Origin of the sequence: Polynucleobacter sp. 86C-FISCH, assembly GCF_018882415.1 — a bacterium.
Taxonomy (GTDB): Bacteria; Pseudomonadota; Gammaproteobacteria; order Burkholderiales; family Burkholderiaceae; genus Polynucleobacter.
Genome location: NZ_JACVOL010000001.1, coordinates 1,228,722 through 1,252,454, shown reverse-complemented (window position 1 = coordinate 1,252,454; position 23,733 = coordinate 1,228,722). Strand labels below are relative to the sequence as shown.

Here is a 23,733-nt window from a genome sequence, read left to right as displayed (position 1 = left end):
AAAGATTTAGCGCGAAAACAAATATTAATATCAAAATTTTATCTATCCTTAAGTTCATATTTTTTCAAAAAAGAACTTAAGGATGCCCTGAGCTAAAAATCTACGGGATATTTTACTGACCGTAAAAATTGGCTTAAGAGATAACTTTTTTAAGGCCAACTTACAAGCGACAAAAACCATGGTCTCTTCTAACTCATCACTTACCTGAGTCCCCGCCATGTAAGCAATGGCTTCATTAAGCTTATCAATATTAGTTAAAAAATATTCTTCTCGTATTTTTAAAGTATCTCTTTTATTACTACTTTTTACCCTTTGCGATAGCGAGTCATCACTCCACCGATAAGCCAATAGCCACTCATCTACATTTCCAAAACGCGCACCCCGATTCATCATTTGAACCCACAACTGGTAATCCTCTGCTACTAGATTTTTACCAAGTCCATATCCTAGCTTTTCTTTTTTAAGATAGCTGGACCTAATCATTACTGATGAATGCGCAAATGGAACAGTTGAAGCCAATGTAAGTCTTATTTCATAATCCCCCACTGGAACAACTCTTGCCGAAATATACTTACTTTCATTATTAATAATGAAATAATGCCCACCGACAATATCATAGTCATTATTCTCGAGGAGGTTATATTGAAGTTGGAATCTATCTTTTAGACTAATATCATCCACATCCATTCTTGCAATGTATTGACCAGAAGATACGCTAAGTCCCAAATTAAGTGCATCTATAAGCCCAGCATCGTGGCCTAAAATTATCCTAAATCTAGGATCTTTTTTAGTAAATTTAGCTAGTAGCGTAGTGGTAGCTTCATCAGGAGAATCGCAGATACAAAGGCATTCATAATTCTCAAAAGTCTGAGTTGCAATACTTTTTAAAGCCTCATCTAATTGAATTAAATTGGGCTTGTAAATAGGTAAAACAACCGAAATCACCGGCCCCATATTATTTCCTTAAGGAAAGTTGCCTGAGACCAATTATCTATCCACATAAAGTTTGCATGACAATATGGCCAAAGATGGCATGCACATCTTCTACCAATTGCATATCGTCAACATTAACCCACACCTTCTGTTGAGCTATGGTTTTTAAGCGTCCACCAGAAAACCCACATAACCCCAAGGTCTTAGCACCATTTTCATTGGCATAATTTACCGCACGTATAACATTCTCAGAATTACCGCTTCCTGATATTGCAATCACCAGATCCCCAGGGGTCAATATATTTTTTAACTGCTCTAGAAATACATCCTCAAAAGAAATATCATTTCCATATGACATTATTAAGCCAATATTATCTACAAGACTACGTCCTTTAAAAGAAACGCCAGTACTCATATATATGCTTTTGTTCCAATCATTTATAAAATGCAGGGCCGTAAGAGAACTTCCCCCATTACCCAAGGTTATGATCTGCCTTCCATTTCTCCATGCTTCTTCTATGAGCTTTAAAGCAGCATCTAAGTCTTCAAAGTTGAGCTCACCTAAAATTTTTGTTAATTTGCCAACATACCTTGCGCTATTGTTCGAAATCATGTTTTTCCCTGCACGTTAAATTTAAGATTTTATATTCAATCTTCGTAGAATAAAATTCGACTTCCCAGTCGCTCAAACTGAATGGGTGTATACCTCAACATATGAAGCTTGGATTTAATATGCTCATGCAACTCGAGAGGGGCCGATAACATTAGAAATCCGCCGGCACCAGCACCAAGTATGCGCCCTCCCCTTGCTCCCGCTTTTCTAGCTATCTGATACCATTCATCAATTTCAGCATTACTAATTTCATCTGAGATGCTTTTTTTTAATAACCACCCCTCGTGGAGCACTTCACCAAAAACGTCGGGGTTATTATTTTGAACTTCCTTCGCAAGTGTTCGAGCAAGTGATACCATTTTGTGCATGACATCTTGCTTGTCTTTGCTGGAGGATATAATTTCTGACTGCGCTAAAAGTAGGTTGGATGCGCTTCTTGTTATCCCGGTATAAAAAACCAATATGCTGGACTCCAAAGTTTGGATGGTCTTTTTATCGCAAATAATTGGGTTCACCACTACAGAGTTATCTGGGTTAAATTCAATTAAGTTAAACCCTCCATATGCTGCTGCATATTGATCCTGCTTTCCAATAGGTGCACCGCATTTTTCAATTTCAATATAACAAGAATCCTGAGCCAACTTATCGCAGGAGATATGTTTACTCTTAAACGCATTTAATGCATTCAGCAGCCCAACAGTAAATGTGCTTGAAGAGCCCAGGCCCGTTCCCTTTGATGGGATATCTGCAATTGTTGTTATTTCAATACCGCCCTTGATGTCGAGGTGCTTCAGAGCTTCCTTAACAATATGATGCTCAATATCATCGACATTTGATACCTCTTCATTTATTGAGTATCCCACCCTAATTCCATTATCAAATTTTTGGTTGACATTAACATAGACATACTTATTTATGGCCGTGCTAATGACGGCACCTCCAAAATTATGAAAGTAGGAAGCTATATCGCTGCCACCACCAGCAAAACTCATTCGCAATGGGGTTCTACTTATTATCAATTTATATTCCCCAATGTATTGATATGAATCACATTCGTAGCATTTTTTGATGTCATTCTAATAATGGGCGCCTCATCAACTTCTCTAAGCAGATAAAGAGCCTCTGCTTCGTTATTATCCAACCCCCGCAAGCGATACTCATTTATTACCCGATCCCTGCGCTCAACCTCATCAATTTCGAGAAAGAATCCATGGGTGCGACGCAGAGAAATATCGCTCACGAAATTTAAGGCAATGGTGCCTTCAATTATCACTACATCCGATGGATCAATAACCATCGAATTTGAATTTTGAATCCTCTTGCGCGTTAGTTTTTGATAAGAAGAGAGTGTGACTTCAGCACGCTTATTTTGACCCGATAACTCATTGATGAATAATTTTAATTCTTCTAATTCATATCTTCCAAGTACACCTAGCTCTCGCTCTTCGTGATTACGCAACCATCGGTCTACAGAAATTACCACAGCATTTATTCCATTGGACCAGAGATAGTCTTTTAAGGTGCTCGAGAAATTAGTCTTTCCGGATCGCGATAAACCTCCAATAAATACAAAATCGCCAGACTTTATTTCGGATCCGAATTTTGTGCATATATCTAAATAGTAAGGATGGATCTTTAAAATGAGATCCGCTGCCGCAGATAAATCTGGCACCGTATAACTGGGAATTGCCATGTATCGTTCATCCAAACCAGCATAACCAGTCTCCACCAACACAGAACGTAATCCACAATTATTCGCCAACAAAATATCACCCGTGGTATCGCCTACAAGCCATGATTTTTTTATATCTATATTTAAATCAATTACCGCCTGATCTACCATACCCCGCCCTGGCTTTCTGCAAACGCATTTAATTTTTAATTCCTTAACTTCTCCTTCAAAACCACATTCGGGATGATGAGGGCAATAATAAATGCGATCTAGAAAAGCACCTTCTTTTCCAAGCAAGGTCTCCATTTTATTATGGATGACCTTTAGCTCATCATAGCTACAATCACCACGAGCCAATACGGGCTGATTTGTAATAACTACCGCTCTATAGTCAGCGTTATTAAGGGCATTTATTGCCTGACCTACACCAGGCAATAACTCAAATTGCTCACTAGTTGACAGATGATTAACTTCTCGATTTATTGTTCCGTCTCTATCCAAAAAGACTGCGGCCTGACCTTCATCTAATCGTGCTCGCTTTACACGCCCACTGAGAAAATCTTGGCAAACCTTATCCAGCCTTTTAGGAGTTCCGGCATCTTTAATATATTCGAAACTGTTATACCCTAAAAAAGTATGCCCATTATCAAGCATATAAGGGAAAAAATCCCTGCCAAAATCTGCTTTTATCACAGAGCTTGAAAAGCTACTGAGCGCTTCGCGTCTTAAATAATAAAGGGCGGCGTTTACTAAATTTTGATAATAAACACTTTGATCATGAGGATAGGGGTGGAAATCTGTAATGAATCCATTACCATCTATTTCAACCAAATCCGAGTCATGCGGATGATCATTGGGATGCAAAAATAATGTGCCTGAAGTATGGTTGTTCGCCCTATGAAAATTTCCAAAGCGCGTCAGATCAACATCAAGCATAGTATCACCATACATTACGAGAAAATCATCCTCTAGCAAATTCTGTATTGCTAGAACAGCTCCCGCAGTCCCAAGCGGCTCTCCATCATTAACGCACTTAAGAGAAATCCCCCAATTATTTCGACTATTACAAAAATCTATAATGTCTTGAGCACGATGATTAACCAATATCAATATATCTGTAAAGTGGTGATGCAATAAAAGCTCAATCTGCCTCTCTAGCAGTGGCTTTCCACAAATATCAATCAAAGGTTTAGGCAAACCCCCAAGTCTCTCGCTCAGTCTAGTGCCTTTACCACCGGCTAAAATGATCGCTTGCTTCTTCAAAACCCTGTCTCTTGCTCATAAATTTCTTGCACGGCCCTCAAAATAGCCTGCTCTGAACTTAAAGTAGGGCTCCAGCCAAGATTTCTCAGTTTTTCAATTGAGTAATAAAATTTTGGCACATCTCCCACCCAGCCCTTATTGGTTTTACCGTAAACAATTAAAGCATTGGGCGCCACAACATCTCGTACTTTTTCTGCTATGAATCTAACAGTGACCCCATCATCGCCAGGCCCAATATTAAAGTAATTGCACTTTTTGCTAGAATTCTTGCGTATAAAAAACATTGCATCCACAAGCTCTTCCACATGGAGATAACTTTTTTGCTGGTTACCATCACCCAAAACTTCAAGCAACTTTTTGGATGAATTAAGTCTTCTAATAAAATCAAGAATTACCCCATGTGTTGCAGGTAACCCTATTACATTTGGAAAACGAAATATAAAAGCGCCATCTAAAAAACTTTCGACCGCGGCACTTATAATAGCTTCAGATGCTAACTTCATTGCACCATAATTTGAGATGGGAAACAGGGGCCCTGTTGTTTCATCTATATTTAGATCCCCTAGGTCGCCATAAACAGCAGAACTAGATGCAAAAGAAATGATTTTAATACCGAATCGCCTCATCAATTCGAGAGTATTAAAGGTAGTCATAAACGTATCGCAAAGGTCGATATTTGCATCAGTTATACCGGCGGGTATATCTGAGTTAGCGGCCATATGCCAAACTTCTTTTATTACCTCGTCAACATGCGACTGTTCAATAATTTCAGCATACGTATCTAAATCACATAGATTGGTAATATGAAATGAAAATAATGGATGACCAATTAATTCGGAGATATTTTTTTTATCCCCCCTGCATAAATTATCTAGACCGACGACTTTAATTCCATCCGCAATAAATTTCTTAGCCAGGTTTGAGCCAACAAAGCCAGCCACACCAGTTATTAAAACACTCATATTCTACGCAATAAAAAAAAATCAATAATTTTCATCTAAAGACTTCAATAAGTACTATAAATGTAAAATTGATAATGGTGAACAAAAAGTCGCAATGCAATCATGTTGTCAGAATTTTAGGCCTTAATGCTTGCTATAAAAAATATCACTTCTTAACCGCAACAACATGGTAACCCATGCATAGGGTGTCAATAGAAACTTGATCCTTCTTTTTATAAAAATAATATAAAAAAGCTGGAATCAGAATAATTTTGGTAAAGAAATTACCAGATCGCATAGTCCTAAATATTTCAACTGATAGCCAACTAAAGTAATCTCCAACAGGAGAAATATACTTAATTTCCATACCCATCTCGGCTATAAACTTTTCAAACCATCTATCACTAAATCCTGTATAGAAAAAAAAGGGGTCCATATGTCTTAAACAATTGCTAGGCGCAGTAAGAATAAGAACGCCTCCACTTTTCAATAGCCTGCTAAACTCCCTTAATGATTCAATTGGAAATGGTATATGCTCAAAAACCTCTGTGCATAAAATCGCATCAAATGTCTGATCCTTTTCATCTATATTCCAAATATCTCCAGTATAGTCAAGCCGACCATACCTATATCCATCTACCCCACCTAGACCTATGGTTCCAATAATTTGCTTCGTATCTATTGTGTACTTTCCAAAATCTTGAGACTTGTAATTTAGATGCGAACAATACTTTCTATAATACTGACCACCACAGCCAGCGTCCAATAAAAGACTGTCATTTGGAATCTTTTTTATCTGATCTACTACAAAGATATCTCGTTCATGTTGATTATTTAATTTAACTTTATATTTATTTAAAAATGAGAGATTTTTGATAAATTTCATAATATTATTTTTAGCAATTAGATAAGGTAAATTTTAATTAAAGATTGAAATTAAATAGTGAGGATTAATTATAAATCAATTAAGATCATACTTTGATCCAATCTTTAGGAATTAGGCCTTTAAAACCCCAGGAACCAACCCCGGTTATATTTAAAGAGGGAGCAATTACGATTTTACTTTTAAAATTTCCAAGCCATGCCCCCCACCAACTAAATGTACTATTTGCAATAATAAAATATTTACAGAGGCTCATTAACCATAGATCAGCATAAGCCATTGATTCCTGGGAATTATGCGTAACCAGTGTAAATTTATCATGACTTAGATTTAGCATTAGGGATGCATCAAATGGTTTATCAGAAAATATAAAAAAATGTGGGTTATTTATTAGTGTATTTATCTTTTCTATTGCAGAATTGTAGTATTCCATAGAAAGGTTTGATGAGTCTAAATCTTCATATCCATTATTAAACCATCTAACATGCAAAGCTACACTATTACAATTCTCAATCTTAGCGGCCATTGATAGATTTTCTATATCTATAGGCTGCTTTATTCTTAAATCTTGTCGTATTACATCTTCAACATCCTTAAAATAATCCTCGCTTTGCCATAGGCCATCAATATATGCATATTTAATTATTTTAATGTCAAGAATCCGAGAATCAAAATCCTCATATTCTTGATAAATATAATTAAATCGATCACATAAATTAAAGCGAGATAGCATTCTTAAAATTCGTCTTAAAATTCGCGGGAAAGGCCCTAATCTTTCGTTTGATGATGCTACTCCAATAGGAATGTAAAATTTATCAAGAGAATATTTTCTTTGATATTTAAAATCACGTAAAAATCCAGAAACATCATCCAAAACAAGGGTTGCATTATTTACAATAGCAAGCCTTCTTGCCGCAGCATAACAAAATAATTGATTCCCAAGGCCGCCTTTAATTCTTGCTACTAATTTTTTCTTATTCACCATGAATATTTATCTCTTCTTATTTTGTCATTTATTAAATAAAATTTTTCTACTTGATAGGCTGCATAGAAAAAAGTATAGGACACCGTAAATAAATCCATTAACAATAAATAGACCAGGTAGAGAGTAGTATTTAATTACTAGAGGTTTTAATATAATAGACAATAAAGATAATAGAAATTGAATTTGGAATGAATATTTCACCAATAAAGGGACATTCATTATAGGCGAAATTCCCTCTCCAATTAAACACAAATAACGAGGTAATACTCCAATTAATATACTTTGATAAGATAAAATAATAACCCCAGATAATAATATTGAATTAAATACAGGGGTTAATAACAAAATTAGTAATGTGACAATTAGACCAGATAAAATATAGAATAAAATTAAGTAATTAGAGATTCTTATTGCTCTTTTAAAATCATGGGATGCAATAAGCTTGCTAAATATGGGCCAAAATGGAATTGCAATCGAAGCTAATAAATTAAATATTAGGTATATTCTTTGAAAGAATGCCATTTCAATTATTATTGCTTCATTATTTTCTGCAAACTGCTTTAAATATACAAGATCAAATGATGTTCCCAACATAGAAAACAAGGTAATAAGAAGAAAATATAAATTATCTTTATCTAATTTCTCATTTGATTTATAAAGAATAATTTTACTATAAATAATTTTTTGGATTAAATTCCTTAAGTTATAATCAAAAGAATAATTAATTATTTTCACTAAAAAATATAATATTGGATAAGTAATTATTATTATTATAAAATCTGCCTTAAGCATAATTAGATAATACACAACTAGCAAGTAAATAATACTAGTTGAGAGATCTGCTATCTGTACTCTATAAATTTTTCCGTTAACTATTTGCACCCTATCAAATAACTGTAGAAATGAGAGGCAAGAAAATAATATAAAGCTATAAATTATGCATTCATATAAAACATCAACACTGGAAAAGAATAATTTATATGCAATTAATATTAAACATAATAAAAATATCAAAAAGAAGCTTATCTTTAAACATAATTTAATCGCGCCAACTATTTTCTTTAGCTTCTCGGCTTGACTTTCATGTTTATAACTAGACAAATCATTAATTAATTTCCCGCCTAATGATGTTTCAATAAGCAAAAAAATTGGTGTAATAGACAATATTAAAAAAAAATTTCCTGCTTCAGATTCGGGGAGATGCTTACTTACTACGTAGAATGTTGGAATTCCTATAAATGCTGAAATTAATTTAGTAATAAAACTTGATACTATATTCCACCTAATCTCTAATATATTGCTATTTTTCATATTTATTGGATCTACTAATCTGCAACCACTTTATATGATTAATTGTTGGTCTATACCCACTCGTCCAGACCCTGTGAAAATCTAAAACTGCATTATGTTTTGCCCACTGCAATCCCACGTCATAATTGCTACACAATATTAATTTTTCTCTAATAAGCCGATAGTAATTATCCAGACTTAAATCCAAACTCATGAAAGTTTCTGATAATGATATCCCTATATAAATCTCGGGTGGCAAATCATTTTTAGCCCAAGTATTACAGGTTGCTGGAAAAGCGCCCTGGTAAATGGAGTGCATATGTTCAATATTTTTGCGATCTGCTACGTTATTCCATATTTTTTCCATTAGCTCTTTTTTGCACCAATGCACCATATCTCCAATATGATATGCAGGGTCTATAAAACTAAACCCAACAGCAAATACCTTACCGTCTTCAACTTGCGCTTTATAGGCATCAATAAAATCCCATCTCTGAATGAATTGATCATTTCTAACCTTCACAATGCATTCTTCATCCGTACAGAAATTCAATCCACTTAGCACACTACTTGCTTGATAGAAAATATTGTGTGGACCCGATGATTTAGGTTTTTTTACGACAAATCTTATATTTTTTTCCTTAAGAAAATCAATGCACTGGGGTGTCATTGAAGTAGCTGAGACAATAATTCTTTTTTCGCCTACAACTTTTAGGTATTCGCAAATTATCCCACTAAAAAATTTGAAATTATTTCTAAAAATAGGCCCTTGAACTAATATTGTAAAGTTTTTATCCAATGGCATTGCTAAGATTTTGAAATCCACGCAATCTAGAAGTATTTTTTCTGCTGAATATTTATTGACTTTATGAATTAATTTTTCAAATATGGAGAATAAATTCATGAATTATTTTTTCCCAAAAATATACTTCTTTAAACCCCAATTTTTATCCCACTTCTCAAATGAAACGTAGTCCCACTTGAGCGCAAGAAATATCCTAGTTAACTTTAACCATTTAAATGATCCCATCAGTCTATATCCGTGCCTATTCCATTTTTTAGGTGACTTAAAAGAATAGTAATTTTTTGTACTGTTTAAACAAAAATTGCCGATAGTTTCGTATTCGGAAAACTCTCCATGTCTCGCTTCAATCAAATCTAATATGGCACTTATCCAGTTTTTTCCATGTCTCCCTTCTATTTCAGAACACATTCTATAAACATCTGACATCTTTGCACACAAACATTGGGATACAAAAGAATAGTCTAGTTGCTTTTGTATTCCCAAAAGCTTTTCTAAAGTTTGAAAATATGGCCCATGATTTTCAGTTGCCATATATGCTCTACAACTACCATTTTTTAACAAGAATGGAATTTTTTTTAGAGGAATAGTATCGGCATCCCAGATTAATCCATACTCTTTTTTGTTTTTTCTAAGCTCTTCTATCTTAATAAATTGCTGCAAGTACCACCCAAATGTGTTTGTATGCTCTAGATTGGAAAACTGATCCTTTAGTCTATCAATTATTTCAACATCTATGATTTCCTCTTCCGAAATTACGCTATAGTTTGCAAAATTTTTTCTCTCGAAATCTTCTTTATATTTTCCCGGGACAATTATCCTATACTCATCAGCACTTATAAATCTCTTAACATAAGAAGCGCCATATGACCAAACATCAATATCCCCCAGCGAGGCAACTGACACAACTTTACTTAGATTTCTTTTCATGATATTTAGGGATCCCACTTCCTTGAAAATGTTAATTAATACATTTTCATAAATGCAGAGCAAAGATAGAAAATGATTAGATGTGGAATAATTTTGCTATATATAACTGATTATCATTCAGGCCCATGCTTATTCGACTAATAAAATAGCTGAGATTTAATATAGCCATTTAATCCAAGTATTTATCGCCATTTACACTTGGTAATTTAACAACGGTAGTGCTGGTATCCAACAAGGCTAGGAAGTCAGTAACTTCGTTTGGCTCTATAACTACAATATCACCCGCATGATATTCCTTACCGTTCATTCTAACTTGTCCAGAATTAATGACCGTAATCTCCTTAGAGATCTTGTGATAATGTGACGGCTCGTAATCACCTGCTTTATAAAATTTAACCGCCACCTCAACCTCTTTTGTACTTAATACAGATGGCGAAAAGTCTCCCACAAACCACCCTTTAACCATATCTCGTAATTTAAACACCTTCATTAATCGCCTTGAGTAATCATTAATTCATACTCTTTAATCTTCTGAGGACTATAAAAGGTATGGTAACTATTGTTTAAGATCGGGAAAGCCCCCACTTTTCTATTTGCCAGAACATACTCATTAAAGACAGGTGCTATGTAATATTTTCCCTCGTTACTGGCGCCATGCCTAATTGAATCCATGCTGTATTTGATAAAGTCCGATCCAGACTTATACATATATAACCCAGCAATTGCTTGCTTACTAATAGGCCTCTTTTCTGCTGTTTCAATTACTAAATTTTTCTCATCAATCCTTACATATGACCAGCGAGGGTGCACCGAATTGAATGTTATACATGCGGCATCCAGATCACTTTCCATAAATTGCTCTAATGAATTAATAATTCCATCATCAAATAACTGGTCAGCATTAGAAATAATTAATGGCTCATGTTGGTCGATGTGCTCTACAGCCAGCAAAACACTGCATACCGCCCCAAGCGTGTCAGTTCTCAGTTTAATAATTTCAGGCCTTATAGGGCTCACTAAATTTAAAGTCTTATCAAGGTGAAATTTATCACACTCATCTTGCCTAACAATAAAGATTATTTTTTTAAAATTTATACCTTGAGTCAAGTTATTAATAACATGCTCAATCATAGGCTTACCGGAAATCTCAACAAGAGGCTTTGGATACCCATACTCTTCAATACTAAAAAATTTAGAATTCGAGGCAATAGGGATAACAAGATTCATTGATTGACCTCAATTTCTTTAATGCGGTTAGTGATGCACTCTAAATTAACATCATCAACATCATTGATTACCAATAAATGAGCCCCCGAAGCTTTCGCAGCCCTAATTCCATTGTCATTGTCCTCAAGAATCAAGCACTCGGATGGTTTTAAACCAAGTCTTTTTATAGCAGTTAGATACATTTCAGGATGTGGTTTTGAATCTCTCACATCTTCATTGGAGATATAAAAGTCAAAATATTGGGTAATGGCAGCTCGCTCAAACAAAACATCCATAGTCTTTCGAATCGAATTCGAACAAGCGGCTAGCCTATAGCCGCGAGCCTTTAAATTTGAAAGTGCGTATTGATGGTTGAATGTTGGCTTACATTTTGCATACCCCAACTGAAAGGTGAACTCCTGCTTAATGTCATTAATAAACTGATGCAAAGCTCTCGGCAAGCCGCGCTCCAATGTAAGCATTTCTAATTTTTTTTTAGTTGGCAAACCGTCGTATGTAACCAAATGATCATAGCGGCTAATTGCCATGCCAAACAAGGAAAGGGCTTGATTTAGGGCCTCATAATGCCAGTCTTTTGCATCTATTAACACACCATCCATGTCGAATAATACGGCCTTGATTTTAGACATGAAAATACTCCTTGGCTTCCATAGGAAAATCTGTGCAAAGTGAAATTAGTGGGTTTTTGAAGAGCTGGTTACTCTTCAAAAATTCCCAAAGATAGTTATGGTCACGTCCATGTAATTCAGGCGAAACAATTGCAACTAACTTTTTTTTCTTTAGCAAGTCATTTAGCACCTGAATGTCATACCATTCATTTTCAAAAGCATCCAACCATACTCCAGCGCTAGCATTAAGAAATGCAGGCGGGGTTTCATATTCACTTAGGCGGGTAAAAACAGGAATTCCATTCGAGAAATACTCCCTCATATCAGGAACGGACATATCGAATACAAAATAATCCTTCATTCCAGATGCTTTAACCATTTCCTTAACCAGCCACTGTAGGCCATCTGCTTTTATGTTAAGCGCCATTAGTCCAGGGTTAGTGGTAGCCTTGTATAGAGTTATAAAATCTTCAATAGATAATGCATCACTTCCGGGCACGTCATGAGAAACAACCAGCCTACCATTCAAGTCGCGAAAATCAGTTTCAATACCAAAACCACATTCAAAAGCGCGAGCAAAGGCAATTGAAGTATTTTTTTCAGAAGGATTCAACCAAAATCCTCTATGGGCTATTAACCGCATGATGAAGGAGTCCGAAGTGAAATAGGCTGCCGAAGGAAATAATTGAGATCACTTGGTATTCCAAGGCCATACATACCCTTTCCCTCCGACCCCACATTAAAGATCCCAATTTTTTTACCGTTCGATATTAGATTGTTATAAACAGGTGCCACATAAAATTCACCGTTTACCCTTTCATCATTTGCGATCATTTCTTTCGCGCCAGCAACAAAATCACAACCTCTTTTGAAGTTATAAATCCCAACTGTTGCCTCATCAGAGATGACCTCTTTTTCAACGACTCGACTTACCATGCCATCAGAATCAATCCCAGCGTAAGACCACTTTGGATCACTTGCCTTCATAGTCATAATCAGGCCATCCAAACCATGGATAGATAATTTGTCCAAATAATGATTAATATTTAGATCAATATATTGATCGCTATTAGCAATCATCAAAGGTTCATCATTATCAAACAGCGATTGGGCTTCAAGCACAGTACATGCAGCCCCTTCCGTAATTCCCTCTAATTCAATGATTGCACTCCCAGGAGCCCACTTCTCAAGCTTTTCCCTTAACCCATATGTATTAACATGTTCTTTTTGGCAAACAAAGATAAACCGATGAGGCATTTCAGGCATAAGATTTTGAATAACGACCTGAATCATTGGGGTTCCATGAATCGAAATCAGAGGCTTAGGATCTCTATAGCCAGCCTTAGAAAATCGACTCCCAGCCCCAGCCATAGGCACAATAATATTCAACACTCTAAATTCCATTGATTTGAATTATTTTTCATAATTTTTTAGCTTGCTGCAAAAAGCCTAAAACTTTTTATAAATAAAGCCAATTACCATAAACTTTAATAACATCAAAATTTTGAATTGCCAGCACCCCTATCTAAACCCACACCCGGAAAGCGCCACCGACGCAAGAATACAACCAAAAAACCTAACAAAAAACCAACAATCAACCCAATAAAGCAATATGTCAATTTTTTTGGCGCGACAGGTTGGTTTGACACATATATGGGGGAGGCCAACTTTGTCCCCCGATTTTTTACTGAGTTAATTAAGTCGGTCATTTTTTCACGATCAGTCATGAAGTAAGCTAACTCATCACGCGCTGAAAGGTAGGCCGCCGACATTGCACTGCCGGATTGATCCGCCTTAAGGATCAATTTTCTAGCGGCATCGATTCGCTCATTATCAGACGCCAATTTTATTTTGGCCTCCTCAACAAACGGGCTGGAAACCTGCTCCTGCAGGATTACAATTTGTTCGAAAACTGACTGTAAGCACGCAAAACCACTCTCGGGACTTGAGGATCTATAAACCAACTCAATAGTATTAGGAACCCCTTTAACAATGGTAAATTTCAATCTCTTTGCTAGAGGAACAGAAGATTCGTACGAGGATGCGCCTGCACACGCACCAATGACAGCGTCCGAATAGTTAGTTGGAAACTGCATGCGCGATATTAATGATGCAGTCTCTTCAACGGGCGTACCAAAAGGGTTGGCGGGATTAATTTGACTGATCTGCGCCAAGCGAATTTGCGCGACAGCCTCGTATTGCTTGGGAGATATATAGGCGATAATCGCCGATAACAAAACCCCAAAAAAAGTAAATGCTGCAAGAGTTTTCCAAGAATTAAGTAAAAGGCGGGCAATATTTACAAATAAGTCAACGCCGTTTTCGCTCGTAGTAACTTTTTTATGCCCCACCAATGCTTGACTTTTATTCATCTTTATCTGCAAACACATTCATCACAAGTTATATTATTCCGCAATTATCCCATATTAAAACTTCAATAATTACCCTTTACGCAGAGCTGTTAGGAACCATAAAACCTTACAATAAAATCATGGTATGCCTTTTCTAAGCCCTCTTTTAGGGTAATTTTTGGGGTCCACCCAAACTCCCTCAAAAGCTTAGAACTCATCAATTTACGAGGCGCCCCATCAAGCTTTGTGGCATCAAATACAATCCTTCCATTAAAATTAGTGGCTTCAGACACTAAAAGCGCTAACTCCCTAATGGCAACATCACTCCCAAATCCCACATTAATGTGACTTTGCATCGGAGTAGTCTGCTGGTCATAAATTACTTTACTAAGATTCATAATAAATATCGATGCCGCCGCCATGTCATCCACATAAAGAAATTCGCGCCTTGGGGTGCCTGTACCCCAAATTACAACTTCTGGCGTTTTAGAAGCCTTTGCCTCATGAAATCTTCTAATTAACGCTGGAATAACATGACTATTTTCAGGGTGGTAGTTATCGCCTGGGCCATACAAGTTGGTAGGCATTACTGAGCGATAGTCCACACCATTTGATTTGCCATACTGCCGGTTATAACTCTCACAAAGCTTGATACCTGCGATCTTGGCAACCGCATAAGGCTCATTTGTCGGCTCAAGAACGCCGGTCAATAGCGAATCCTCAGACATTGGTTGATTAGCCAACCTAGGGTATATACAGCTTGAGCCTAAAAATAGGAGCTTTTTAACTCCACTGACAAATGCTTGATGGATGACATTTGCTTCTATCATCAGGTTTTGATAAATAAATTCCGCGGGAAAGGTATTATTTGCATGAATACCACCCACTTTTGCTGCAGCTAAATAAACTTGGCCAGGTTTTTCCAGCTCAAAAAAAGATTTAACTTCGGCTTGATTTGTTAAATCTAGCTCTGCATGTGTTCGAGTAATAATATTTTTATAGCCTTGTTCCTGAAGAATTCTGACAATAGCAGAGCCAACCATACCTCTATGGCCAGCAACATAAATTTTCTGACTTAAATCAATCATTTCTAATTGTTATTTCCAATAATAATTTACCCGTCGGAAAAATTAATTTTCTTTTCCGACGGGTACGGCATAACCATACTTATGCAGCAAAGCATGTTGTTTTGCATAATCTAAATCATTAGCAACCATCTCTACGATCATTTGATCGAGAGTAATTTCTGGCACCCAACCCAACTTTGCTTTAGCCTTCGCCGGATCGCCCAGAAGAGTTTCTACTTCTGTAGGGCGGTAATAGCGTGGATCAATCCGCACAATCACATCACCCACTTTGAGTGCCGGAGCTTTATCGCCCTCAATGGCGCTAACAATGGCTTTTTCATCCTCCGCTTGTCCTTCAAACTTCAAAGTAATACCGAGCTGCTTGGCACTGCGGATAATAAATTCACGAACGGTATATTGCACGCCAGTAGCAATTACAAAGTCCTCTGGCTTGTCCTGCTGAAGCATTAACCACTGCATACGTACATAATCTTTTGCATGACCCCAGTCACGTAAAGCATCGATATTACCCATATAGAGACACTTCTCAAGACCTTGAGCAATATTGGCAAAGCCACGAGTGACCTTACGAGTAACAAAGGTTTCCCCGCGACGCTTAGATTCGTGGTTAAACAAGATTCCATTACAGGCGTACATTCCATAAGCTTCACGATAATTTACCGTAATCCAATAGGCATAGAGCTTTGCTACAGCATAAGGACTGCGCGGGTAAAATGGAGTGGTTTCTTTTTGAGGAATTTCTTGCACCAAACCGTATAACTCAGAAGTAGAGGCTTGGTAAAAGCGAGTCTTCTTTTCTAGACCCAAAATACGAATAGCCTCCAGCATTCTCAATGGGCCAATTGCATCTACGTCAGCAGTATATTCAGGAGACTCAAAAGAAACAGCTACATGAGACTGGGCACCTAAATTATAGATTTCATCGGGCTGCGTTTGCTGTATGATGCGCACCAAATTGCTAGTATCAGTCAAATCACCATAATGCAAAATGAGATCAGGATGATTAACATGGGGATCTTGATATAGATGATCAATCCGCTCAGTATTAAAAGAAGAGGCGCGACGTTTGATGCCGTGAACAATGTAACCTTTTTCCAATAAAAATTCTGCAAGATAAGAACCATCTTGACCTGTAATGCCGGTAATTAGAGCTACCTTTTGTGCTACACCCATACTCTTCTCGCTTTATTCAGCTCATTAACTTAAAAACATAACTTTACTTGTAGATTTTATATCGATACTAATTACGCCCATACGTATCTTCAATCCTAACAATATCATCTTCACCCAAATAACCCCCCGATTGAACCTCAATTATTTCAAGCGGTGTTTTTCCAGGATTTGCTAATCGGTGGGTTTGACCCTGGGGAATGTAGGTACTTTGATTTTCAGTAAGGGTAATGACCTCGTCGCCATTAGTAATTTCAGCTATACCTTTAACAACAATCCAGTGCTCAGCGCGATGATGATGCATTTGCAGTGATAAGCTTGCCCCAGGGTTCACCTGAATACGCTTTACTTTAAATCGCTCGCCCTCATCAACGCTATCGTACCAACCCCAAGGCCTAGATACCTTACGATGCAGATTTTTTTCGTCACGTACTTGTAACTCAAGCTTAGCCACAATACTTTTTACATCTTGGCTATTTTTCTTATCCGCCACCAAAACAGCATCGGCAGTCTCAATAATTACAAGATTTTCAACTCCTACAGCACTCACTAGACGACTACTTGCATGCACTAAAGAGTTTTTAGAATTAGTTAGCAAGACATCCCCATTAGTGACGTTGCCATCCTGATCCTGCTTACCCACTTTCCAAACGGCATCCCAAGCACCCAAGTCATTCCATCCAGCGTTTAACTCCACCATTTTCACCTTGAATCTACTGCCTGGGCATTTTTCAATCACCGCATAGTCAATTGATTCACTGGGTATAGTCTTAAAAATAGCTTTATCGGGCCTAATAAACTCAGCATCACCCGTGCTATCGGCAGTACGGGCAACCCAAGCAGTTTCAGTAGCGCCAAAAATATCCGGGCGAAATTCTTTTAAAGCAGAAATCCAAGTGCTTGCTCTGAGAACAAACATGCCGCCATTCCAAAAATAATTACCATCATCTAAATAACTTTGAGCAGTTACTGCGTTGGGCTTCTCAACAAATTGCTCCACAGAGAATTCACCAAAAGCGCCTTGCTCGCCAGTCTTTTTAATATACCCATAACCAGTTTCAGGCGATGTTGGGGTGATACCTAAAATAGCTATAGTTTGATTTTCTTGGTCAGCCCGAATAACTCTGATGCAATCTTGCAACGCTTTAGTAAATGCCGAAGCATCTTGAATGGTTTGATCCGCGGGTGTAATTACCAGGATAGGATCAATGGGGCCAGCACTTTGACTGCTTATCTCGCTCGCCTGCAAAGCTGCCAAGGTTAAAGCAGGCGCGGTATTGCGCCCCTCAGACTCCAACAAAAGACTGGCTTTAATGCCGGGCATTTCTCTTAGTTGATCTAGTACTAAAAAACGATGCTCTTCATTTGTGACAATGAGCGTACTACCAAGCTCAATGTCAGGAAGTTGATTTAAACGCTCAACCGCCTCTTGAAATAGGCTTTTCCCAGAATCATTGCCAGACAAAACCAAAAACTGCTTTGGAAAGCCAGCACGTGAGAGGGGCCAAAGCCTCGTTCCGGAGCCGCCACAGAGGATTACTGGAACTACTGTTGTCATAGGACGCCTTTCGCATCAGGAATGTAGCCAGAAACCAGCTCCTTTAAAACAGCTTCAATTTTTTGTCGATCATTAAGGGAGCAGTATTTTTCTAAGCTGCTGAGCTTTTCACAAAAAACAGGCCACGGCAAATAATCTTCATGCGCTTTCATGATGCGCTCATTATCGGTTGCCAGAGGATTATCAGAAATTAACAACTCTTCGTAGAGCTTTTCACCGGGTCGTAAGCCAATAATCTCAATCTCAATATCTCCATTTGGATTCTCACCATCGCTAACTGTTAAGCCAGATAGCTCAATAATCCGTCTTGCTAGCTCCATTATTTTGACTGGCTCGCCCATATCCAAAAGGAAAACATCTCCACCAGTAGCCATAGCAGAAGCTTGAATCACCAGTTGCGCCGCCTCTGGAATTGTCATGAAATAACGTGTTACCTCCGGATGCGTCAGGGTAACTGGACCACCTTGAGCGATCTGCTGCTTAAATCTCGGTACAACAGATCCTGAAGAATCTAATACATTACCGAAGCGCACCATTGAGAATATAGTTTTAGAGCTGTTCGTTTTCGCCACAATCTCACCAGCCAAAGCTTGCAAAACCATTTCGGCTAAACGCTTACTTGCACCCATTACATTAGTTGGCCGCACTGCTTTATCTGTACTAATTAATGTAAAACTTTCCACTCCAGATTCTGCGGCAACCCGCGCTACAGCAAGCGTTCCAAAAACATTATTCAATATTCCTTCTACTGGGTTCTCTTCAACCAAAGGAACATGCTTGTAAGCAGCGGCATGGTAGATAGTTTGCGGATTTTCTTTGGAGAAGACTTCTCTCAAGCGCCCCTCGTCCCGCACCGATCCCAATACAGGAATTAGGGGAATATTAAGATTGAGCTTTTCATTCAAAGCCAGCAACTCTTGATGCAAACGATATAAGTTGAATTCACCCTGCTCAAATAGTACTAATTTGGCTGGCCCCTCCATGAGTATTTGTCGGCATAGCTCACTACCAATAGAGCCGCCCGCACCGGTAACCAAAACTACCTTATTTGTAATATTTTTTTGGAGTAGGGCTGCATTAGGCTCAACAGGATCTCTACCCAACAAATCTTCAATATCTAACTCTCGAATATCAGAAACCGAAATATTTCCTTTTGCCAAATCCGTCATGCTTGGCAATGTTCTGACGTGAACTTTACAAGAGCGCACGTATGAAATGATGTCATTGCGGCGTTTTCGATTAACCGACGGCAATGCTAAAAGTACGTCGGTAATATTCAGCCTCTGAATTAATTCCTCTAATGCTGATGCTGAAAAAATGGGGTGACCATTTAATGCATTACCAACTAACCTAGAATCATCATCCAAAAATCCTAAGACATTCATCTGATGGCCCTGCCTTAAGGCGCTAGCTAGCTGACGGCCAGTAGTACCAGCACCATAAATTAACACTCTGGGTAAATTGGTGCGCTTTAATTTGGCTCGATAGCCACCACCCAACCAGAATGCTACAAACACACGAGAAGCGGCTACTGTTAAAAACAGTAAAACAGGTTGTATTAAACCTATAGTGCGAGGCACCCCTACCAACCCCACTACTGTAATCAAGATTGCGTAAAAGAATCCGTAAATACCAATCGCCCTTAACAAGGCCATCAGCACCGGCAATCCAGAAAAACGAAAGATATTTCTATAAAGACCAGTAATAATAAAAATTGGCACCGCAATCAATAAGGAGGCCCAAAATGCAGATAGAGGCTGCCACTCGATGGCAAGTGGACTCACCCACTCACCTAACCGCAAATAAAATGAGAGCCAGACAGTAAACCCAATCAATATGACATCTATCGCGAGAGCAATCAAGCGCTTTACAGGGCGAGATAACCCTAAAAGGATTTGTGCAAATCGATTAGATGATAAAGATTTCATAAATTAGTAAATTCGCCTAATGCGATACACCTTTGGCTCGAATTACCTGCAGACCTGTAAGCCATAAGATTTTTAGATCAAAGAGAAAGCTTTGATTTTGCAAATATTCATAATCAAATTTTACCTTCTCATCGATAGATAGCTCATCCCTGCCGTTTAGCTGAGCCCAGCCAGTTAAGCCAGGAGTGAGCTTCTCTACCCCATATTGAGTGCGCGAGGCAATGAGGTCATCTTGATTGAAAAGGGCTGGTCTAGGACCCACAAAGCTCATATCGCCCCGTAAAATATTCCATAACTGAGGGATCTCATCCAGACTAGACTTTCTTAAAAAGCCGCCAATGGGGGTGAGCTGAGACTTAGGGTCAGCCAACAAATGTGTTGCTACAACAGGTGCATCCACCTTCATCGTTCTTAACTTAGCCATCTTAAAGATGCGATTGTCCCTACCTACGCGATCCGACCAATAGATGGCTGGACCTTTAGAGCTTAGCCTTACCAAGACCACCAAAATACATAAAGGAAGCAAAAAAACTAAGCCAACCGCAGCAGCAAGAAAAATATCAAATAGGCGTTTCATTTGGATAAATACCAATCGGCCGTTACTTGCAAGCCCTCATCCAAACTTAGAGGGGGGGTCCAATTCAACATCTCTTTTGTTTTTGCAATGTCTACTTGCAAGTTATCGCATAAACGCTGAGCAACTGAAGCCTTATTCAGCATCACAGCGGCAAACTTAATAATCACGGACGGAACTGGTAGCAATATCGCCGGTACTTTCATGGCATGAGCTAGCCTCATTAAAAGCTGGGTAACTGATACATCTTGATCATCAGAAACTAAAAATACTTGTCCGGAGGCCTTGGGGTGTGAAGTGCAAGCAAGAATAAGGTTTAGTAAATTATCTAATGCAACCATGCTACGACGATTATCAATAGCGCCCAAAGGCAAAGGAACTCTTCGAGCTAGCCAGCGCATCATCGCCATGAAATTAGCGCCCACTTCTGGGCCGTAAATCAACGGGGGGCGAATCACGACAATTTCCATGCCCGTCGACTTTGATAATTCAAAGAGCGCTTGTTCTGCCTCCATCTTAGAAACTCCATATGGATCTTCTGGCGCTGGAATATCGTCAGCGCTAAAAGCACGCCCCACAGGAGTTTTCTCACCATTTACTTTGATTGAGCTCATGTAGATAAATCTTTTAACGCCGGCTGCGGCTGCTTGCTTAGCTAAATTTAGCGTGAGATCAACATTTACCGCACGATAGGCCGCAAGCGCATCATCCGAGCTTTCCTGCATGACATGAACGCGAGCAGCCAAATGAACTACAACATCAACCCCCCTCATACCTTCCAGAAGAGATCCTGCTGCACTGAAGTCATCGCAAACGATATTTTGAATATTGTTACCAAATTCATTTGGGGTGCGCGTAACAGCGCTTACCTGAAAGTCATAACCTGCTGCGTAATTGCAAAGAGCCTTTCCAACAAACCCACTCGCTCCGGTAACCAGCATGACTTGTTTACTCATAACCACCGCCCTTTAGTGCAAGAAATAAACAAGTAAACAAGAAGAGGAATTTATCCCTGACTCGTCTTCTGCAAGCCCAAAATGAGCAAGAAAGGCAAAGCACTCCCCATGGCCTTCCAGAAATCCATCTTTTGACAAAAGGCACATTCTCCATGCCGATAATTCTGGCGATCAATGCAGATTGACCCAATGCCCAGCCGCTAGAAACTTTGCGAGCGCGATGCATGAATGCTTTGAAGCCAGAATTCATGCCAACCTGATTATTCGAGTGCTGTCGATACCGAATCAAGGCCTGATTATCAATAACCCAAGGATACCCTTTAGAGCGAGCATAGGCATAAATGAACCAGTCATGCAAACCAATTAAATTAATGTTGGATTTGTAACGAATTACCAACCCCTGAATCTCTTTAGCTAACACATTGCTTAAAACATAAGTGCACCCAGGTCCGGCAGCTTCAAATAAATAATCCCACTTTGTTTGGGGTTGAGATTTGTTAATAAAAGCCGTTTTACCATCAGCCCAGAAAGCTATTGCGTTGCTTGAGTAGGCCTTAACCAAGGATTCATTTTGCCCCAATATTTGAACAGCTCTTGCTAGCTTTTGAGGCAACCAAATATCATCTTGATCAGCGAAGCAGACATAGTCAAAATCGTTAAATGAAACATCCCTTATTAGGCGGAAAAAATTAGGGGCAGCGCCGCCAAATATTTGACCATGTGGCAAGACATGAATGCGAGTATCAACAAGCGCTTGGCGATCGATCCACCCCTCAGATCCATCTGTAGATGCATCCACGCTGATATAAATTTCTACGTCAACACCCTCTTGCTCAAAAATGGAATCGAGCTGTACCTGAAGATATTGAACACCGTTAAATACGGCAAGAAGTACGGCAATCTTGGGCCGATGTGGATTCTCTTGAGTGGGCTGTAGAGCGGTCAAAATATATTAAAACGTTCTAAACAAAACTGGATTAAAACTGATAAATGCTCTAGCAGCACAATAAAAGATTAGCGCAAGGCACATAATCCAAAGAGGGAGGTATTTTTTCTCACTTCTTAACTGCGTTAATGTTGCACCCAATACTAATAAAACTGGCAACAACAATAAATCGGCTAAGCGCGAAGAAACCACTACGTTAAATCGAAAAATCTGGAGAATGGCAATAGCTAAAAAACCGGATGTAAGTGCTATACGATACAAATTGCTCCATACACTCGAAATAGGTTTGTAGTAACGCCAAACAAATCCAGTTAAGAAAATGACAAATAAAACAAAATAATGGAACAACCCTGTGCTATTTTGATTTTCAAATGCGATCCCTTGTGAGTAAGCCAAAAAGCGTGCATTAGTTGCAACACCTACTCTAATAAGTAAATCTGGCACCAGAGTGGTATAGGCCAACATTCCGGAAGAAAATATACCAAGAGCCGGCACAGCCAACCCAAAGCGCTCATACAAAATGAAAAGAAGAAAAACCAAGAAGAATGCGGATGCACTTAGGTGAAAGGTGCAGGCCAAAAGCAAAATAAAAAACGCGAGCATCCGCTGATTTTTTGAAAAAAAGGTAATCGCCCAGATTGCAATTGAGAGTGCAATAGCAATCCGAATCTGAATACCTTCATGCAAAAACCCCAATACCAGTAAATATGGAGCAACATCAAGCACTCCCGGCCTTGGCGTAACCTGCAATAAAGCGGCAAATTTCAAAGATAAGCATGCAAGAATCAATAAGCCAAAAAACAGCTCAAAATTTAGCCAGCCAGATAAGCCAGCCTGCACTAAAAAATAGCTCGGATCCTTCGCATAATCTATGTTGATGAGCCGATTAAAAAGATCGTACGATTTAACCAAGTTGAATGAAAATTTATACCAATCATCAATCAACCAATGCAAATTTACCGCTGTCAGCGTTGCCCATACCAACAGAAACCCAAGCACATACTGCCAGCGCATT

24 protein-coding genes are annotated in these 23,733 nt (G+C 38.4%); all 24 read right to left on the bottom strand.

The features are described from left to right. Positions 1-54 precede the first annotated feature (54 nt). The 24 genes from ICN10_RS06315 to ICN10_RS06200 all read right to left on the bottom strand — a co-directional run bounded on the left by ICN10_RS06315 (position 55) and on the right by ICN10_RS06200 (position 23,732). Positions 55-954 carry a glycosyltransferase gene (locus ICN10_RS06315; RefSeq protein ID WP_216213844.1) on the bottom strand — a complete coding sequence of 300 codons (900 nt, stop codon included), beginning with the start codon at positions 952-954 and terminating at the stop codon, positions 55-57. A 37-nt stretch (positions 955-991) separates the two neighbouring features. Further along, the gene (locus ICN10_RS06310) at positions 992-1,546 is read right to left on the bottom strand and encodes an SIS domain-containing protein (protein WP_216213842.1); all 555 of its coding nucleotides are present in this window, start codon (positions 1,544-1,546) and stop codon (positions 992-994) included. 35 nt (positions 1,547-1,581) lie between these two features. Further along, positions 1,582-2,538, bottom strand: coding sequence for a GHMP kinase (locus tag ICN10_RS06305; RefSeq protein ID WP_216213840.1), 957 nt, complete (start codon positions 2,536-2,538; stop codon positions 1,582-1,584). Between the two features lie 23 nt (positions 2,539-2,561). Then, complete coding sequence (locus tag ICN10_RS06300; RefSeq protein ID WP_216213838.1) at positions 2,562-4,481, bottom strand: HAD-IIIA family hydrolase; 1,920 nt, start codon at positions 4,479-4,481, stop codon at positions 2,562-2,564. Beyond that, entirely contained in the window at positions 4,478-5,443 is a 966-nt protein-coding gene (locus tag ICN10_RS06295) for an NAD-dependent epimerase/dehydratase family protein (protein ID WP_216213836.1), read from the bottom strand. Before ICN10_RS06295 ends, ICN10_RS06300 begins: the two co-directional genes overlap by 4 nt. A gap of 145 nt (positions 5,444-5,588) precedes the next feature. Beyond that, on the bottom strand, positions 5,589-6,308 hold the full coding sequence (locus ICN10_RS06290) for a class I SAM-dependent methyltransferase (protein WP_216213834.1): 720 nt from the start codon (positions 6,306-6,308) through the stop codon (positions 5,589-5,591). An 85-nt stretch (positions 6,309-6,393) separates the two neighbouring features. Further along, positions 6,394-7,290: an alpha-1,2-fucosyltransferase gene (locus ICN10_RS06285; RefSeq protein WP_216213833.1), complete on the bottom strand. Its 897-nt coding sequence runs from the start codon at positions 7,288-7,290 to the stop codon at positions 6,394-6,396. 24 nt (positions 7,291-7,314) lie between these two features. Then, positions 7,315-8,601, bottom strand: a complete 1,287-nt coding sequence (locus ICN10_RS06280; RefSeq protein ID WP_216213831.1) for a hypothetical protein — start codon at positions 8,599-8,601, stop codon at positions 7,315-7,317. Further along, positions 8,591-9,484 carry a hypothetical protein gene (locus tag ICN10_RS06275; protein ID WP_216213829.1) on the bottom strand — a complete coding sequence of 298 codons (894 nt, stop codon included), beginning with the start codon at positions 9,482-9,484 and terminating at the stop codon, positions 8,591-8,593. Before ICN10_RS06275 ends, ICN10_RS06280 begins: the two co-directional genes overlap by 11 nt. Before the next feature lie 3 nt (positions 9,485-9,487). After that, the gene (locus ICN10_RS06270; protein ID WP_216213827.1) at positions 9,488-10,312 is read right to left on the bottom strand and encodes a DUF6492 family protein; all 825 of its coding nucleotides are present in this window, start codon (positions 10,310-10,312) and stop codon (positions 9,488-9,490) included. Between the two features lie 169 nt (positions 10,313-10,481). After that, entirely contained in the window at positions 10,482-10,802 is a 321-nt protein-coding gene (locus ICN10_RS06265; RefSeq protein WP_216213825.1) for a hypothetical protein, read from the bottom strand. Further along, positions 10,802-11,539 carry a glycosyltransferase family 2 protein gene (locus ICN10_RS06260; protein WP_216213823.1) on the bottom strand — a complete coding sequence of 246 codons (738 nt, stop codon included), beginning with the start codon at positions 11,537-11,539 and terminating at the stop codon, positions 10,802-10,804. The genes ICN10_RS06265 and ICN10_RS06260 overlap by 1 nt, the downstream gene beginning before the upstream one ends. Next, complete coding sequence (locus tag ICN10_RS06255; protein ID WP_216213821.1) at positions 11,536-12,168, bottom strand: HAD family phosphatase; 633 nt, start codon at positions 12,166-12,168, stop codon at positions 11,536-11,538. The genes ICN10_RS06260 and ICN10_RS06255 overlap by 4 nt, the downstream gene beginning before the upstream one ends. Next, positions 12,161-12,760 carry a hypothetical protein gene (locus tag ICN10_RS06250; protein WP_255536823.1) on the bottom strand — a complete coding sequence of 200 codons (600 nt, stop codon included), beginning with the start codon at positions 12,758-12,760 and terminating at the stop codon, positions 12,161-12,163. The genes ICN10_RS06255 and ICN10_RS06250 overlap by 8 nt, the downstream gene beginning before the upstream one ends. 20 nt (positions 12,761-12,780) lie before the next feature. Beyond that, positions 12,781-13,539, bottom strand: a complete 759-nt coding sequence (locus tag ICN10_RS06245) for a glycosyltransferase family 2 protein (protein ID WP_216213818.1) — start codon at positions 13,537-13,539, stop codon at positions 12,781-12,783. Positions 13,540-13,643: 104 nt separating this feature from the next. Further along, entirely contained in the window at positions 13,644-14,519 is an 876-nt protein-coding gene (locus ICN10_RS06240) for a Wzz/FepE/Etk N-terminal domain-containing protein (RefSeq protein WP_216213816.1), read from the bottom strand. 89 nt (positions 14,520-14,608) lie between these two features. Next, positions 14,609-15,586 carry a GDP-L-fucose synthase gene (locus ICN10_RS06235; RefSeq protein WP_216213814.1) on the bottom strand — a complete coding sequence of 326 codons (978 nt, stop codon included), beginning with the start codon at positions 15,584-15,586 and terminating at the stop codon, positions 14,609-14,611. A 42-nt stretch (positions 15,587-15,628) separates the two neighbouring features. Next, on the bottom strand, positions 15,629-16,759 hold the full coding sequence (gmd, locus tag ICN10_RS06230; protein ID WP_216213812.1) for a GDP-mannose 4,6-dehydratase: 1,131 nt from the start codon (positions 16,757-16,759) through the stop codon (positions 15,629-15,631). Positions 16,760-16,826: 67 nt separating this feature from the next. Beyond that, the gene (locus ICN10_RS06225; RefSeq protein ID WP_216213810.1) at positions 16,827-18,314 is read right to left on the bottom strand and encodes a mannose-1-phosphate guanylyltransferase/mannose-6-phosphate isomerase; all 1,488 of its coding nucleotides are present in this window, start codon (positions 18,312-18,314) and stop codon (positions 16,827-16,829) included. Continuing rightward, entirely contained in the window at positions 18,311-20,242 is a 1,932-nt protein-coding gene (locus tag ICN10_RS06220; protein WP_216213808.1) for a nucleoside-diphosphate sugar epimerase/dehydratase, read from the bottom strand. Before ICN10_RS06220 ends, ICN10_RS06225 begins: the two co-directional genes overlap by 4 nt. Positions 20,243-20,258: 16 nt before the next feature. Next, positions 20,259-20,819 (bottom strand): sugar transferase, encoded by a 561-nt coding sequence (locus ICN10_RS06215; protein WP_216213806.1) that lies wholly within the window; start codon positions 20,817-20,819, stop codon positions 20,259-20,261. Continuing rightward, complete coding sequence (locus tag ICN10_RS06210) at positions 20,816-21,772, bottom strand: SDR family oxidoreductase (RefSeq protein WP_216213802.1); 957 nt, start codon at positions 21,770-21,772, stop codon at positions 20,816-20,818. Before ICN10_RS06210 ends, ICN10_RS06215 begins: the two co-directional genes overlap by 4 nt. Then, positions 21,765-22,718 (bottom strand): glycosyltransferase, encoded by a 954-nt coding sequence (locus ICN10_RS06205; protein WP_216213800.1) that lies wholly within the window; start codon positions 22,716-22,718, stop codon positions 21,765-21,767. The genes ICN10_RS06210 and ICN10_RS06205 overlap by 8 nt, the downstream gene beginning before the upstream one ends. 6 nt (positions 22,719-22,724) lie before the next feature. After that, positions 22,725-23,732 (bottom strand): EpsG family protein, encoded by a 1,008-nt coding sequence (locus ICN10_RS06200; RefSeq protein ID WP_216213798.1) that lies wholly within the window; start codon positions 23,730-23,732, stop codon positions 22,725-22,727. Position 23,733 lies beyond the last annotated feature (1 nt).

Excerpts from the sequence above, each read along its gene's own strand:
- ICN10_RS06275 (WP_216213829.1), bottom strand. The coding sequence starts at position 9,484 with ATGAATTTATTCTCCATATTTGAAAAATTAATTCATAAAGTCAATAAA.
- ICN10_RS06260 (WP_216213823.1), bottom strand. The coding sequence starts at position 11,539 with ATGAATCTTGTTATCCCTATTGCCTCGAATTCTAAATTTTTTAGTATT.
- ICN10_RS06215 (WP_216213806.1), bottom strand. The coding sequence starts at position 20,819 with ATGAAACGCCTATTTGATATTTTTCTTGCTGCTGCGGTTGGCTTAGTT.
- ICN10_RS06210 (WP_216213802.1), bottom strand. The coding sequence starts at position 21,772 with ATGAGTAAACAAGTCATGCTGGTTACCGGAGCGAGTGGGTTTGTTGGA.
- ICN10_RS06310 (WP_216213842.1), bottom strand. The coding sequence starts at position 1,546 with ATGATTTCGAACAATAGCGCAAGGTATGTTGGCAAATTAACAAAAATT.
- ICN10_RS06280 (WP_216213831.1), bottom strand. The coding sequence starts at position 8,601 with ATGAAAAATAGCAATATATTAGAGATTAGGTGGAATATAGTATCAAGT.
- ICN10_RS06270 (WP_216213827.1), bottom strand. The coding sequence starts at position 10,312 with ATGAAAAGAAATCTAAGTAAAGTTGTGTCAGTTGCCTCGCTGGGGGAT.
- ICN10_RS06305 (WP_216213840.1), bottom strand. The coding sequence starts at position 2,538 with ATGAGTTTTGCTGGTGGTGGCAGCGATATAGCTTCCTACTTTCATAAT.
- ICN10_RS06285 (WP_216213833.1), bottom strand. The coding sequence starts at position 7,290 with ATGGTGAATAAGAAAAAATTAGTAGCAAGAATTAAAGGCGGCCTTGGG.
- ICN10_RS06225 (WP_216213810.1), bottom strand. The coding sequence starts at position 18,314 with ATGACAACAGTAGTTCCAGTAATCCTCTGTGGCGGCTCCGGAACGAGG.
- gmd (WP_216213812.1), bottom strand. The coding sequence starts at position 16,759 with ATGGGTGTAGCACAAAAGGTAGCTCTAATTACCGGCATTACAGGTCAA.
- ICN10_RS06255 (WP_216213821.1), bottom strand. The coding sequence starts at position 12,168 with ATGTCTAAAATCAAGGCCGTATTATTCGACATGGATGGTGTGTTAATA.
- ICN10_RS06295 (WP_216213836.1), bottom strand. The coding sequence starts at position 5,443 with ATGAGTGTTTTAATAACTGGTGTGGCTGGCTTTGTTGGCTCAAACCTG.
- ICN10_RS06315 (WP_216213844.1), bottom strand. The coding sequence starts at position 954 with ATGGGGCCGGTGATTTCGGTTGTTTTACCTATTTACAAGCCCAATTTA.
- ICN10_RS06235 (WP_216213814.1), bottom strand. The coding sequence starts at position 15,586 with ATGATTGATTTAAGTCAGAAAATTTATGTTGCTGGCCATAGAGGTATG.
- ICN10_RS06290 (WP_216213834.1), bottom strand. The coding sequence starts at position 6,308 with ATGAAATTTATCAAAAATCTCTCATTTTTAAATAAATATAAAGTTAAA.
- ICN10_RS06240 (WP_216213816.1), bottom strand. The coding sequence starts at position 14,519 with ATGAATAAAAGTCAAGCATTGGTGGGGCATAAAAAAGTTACTACGAGC.
- ICN10_RS06200 (WP_216213798.1), bottom strand. The coding sequence starts at position 23,732 with ATGCGCTGGCAGTATGTGCTTGGGTTTCTGTTGGTATGGGCAACGCTG.
- ICN10_RS06220 (WP_216213808.1), bottom strand. The coding sequence starts at position 20,242 with ATGAAATCTTTATCATCTAATCGATTTGCACAAATCCTTTTAGGGTTA.
- ICN10_RS06265 (WP_216213825.1), bottom strand. The coding sequence starts at position 10,802 with ATGAAGGTGTTTAAATTACGAGATATGGTTAAAGGGTGGTTTGTGGGA.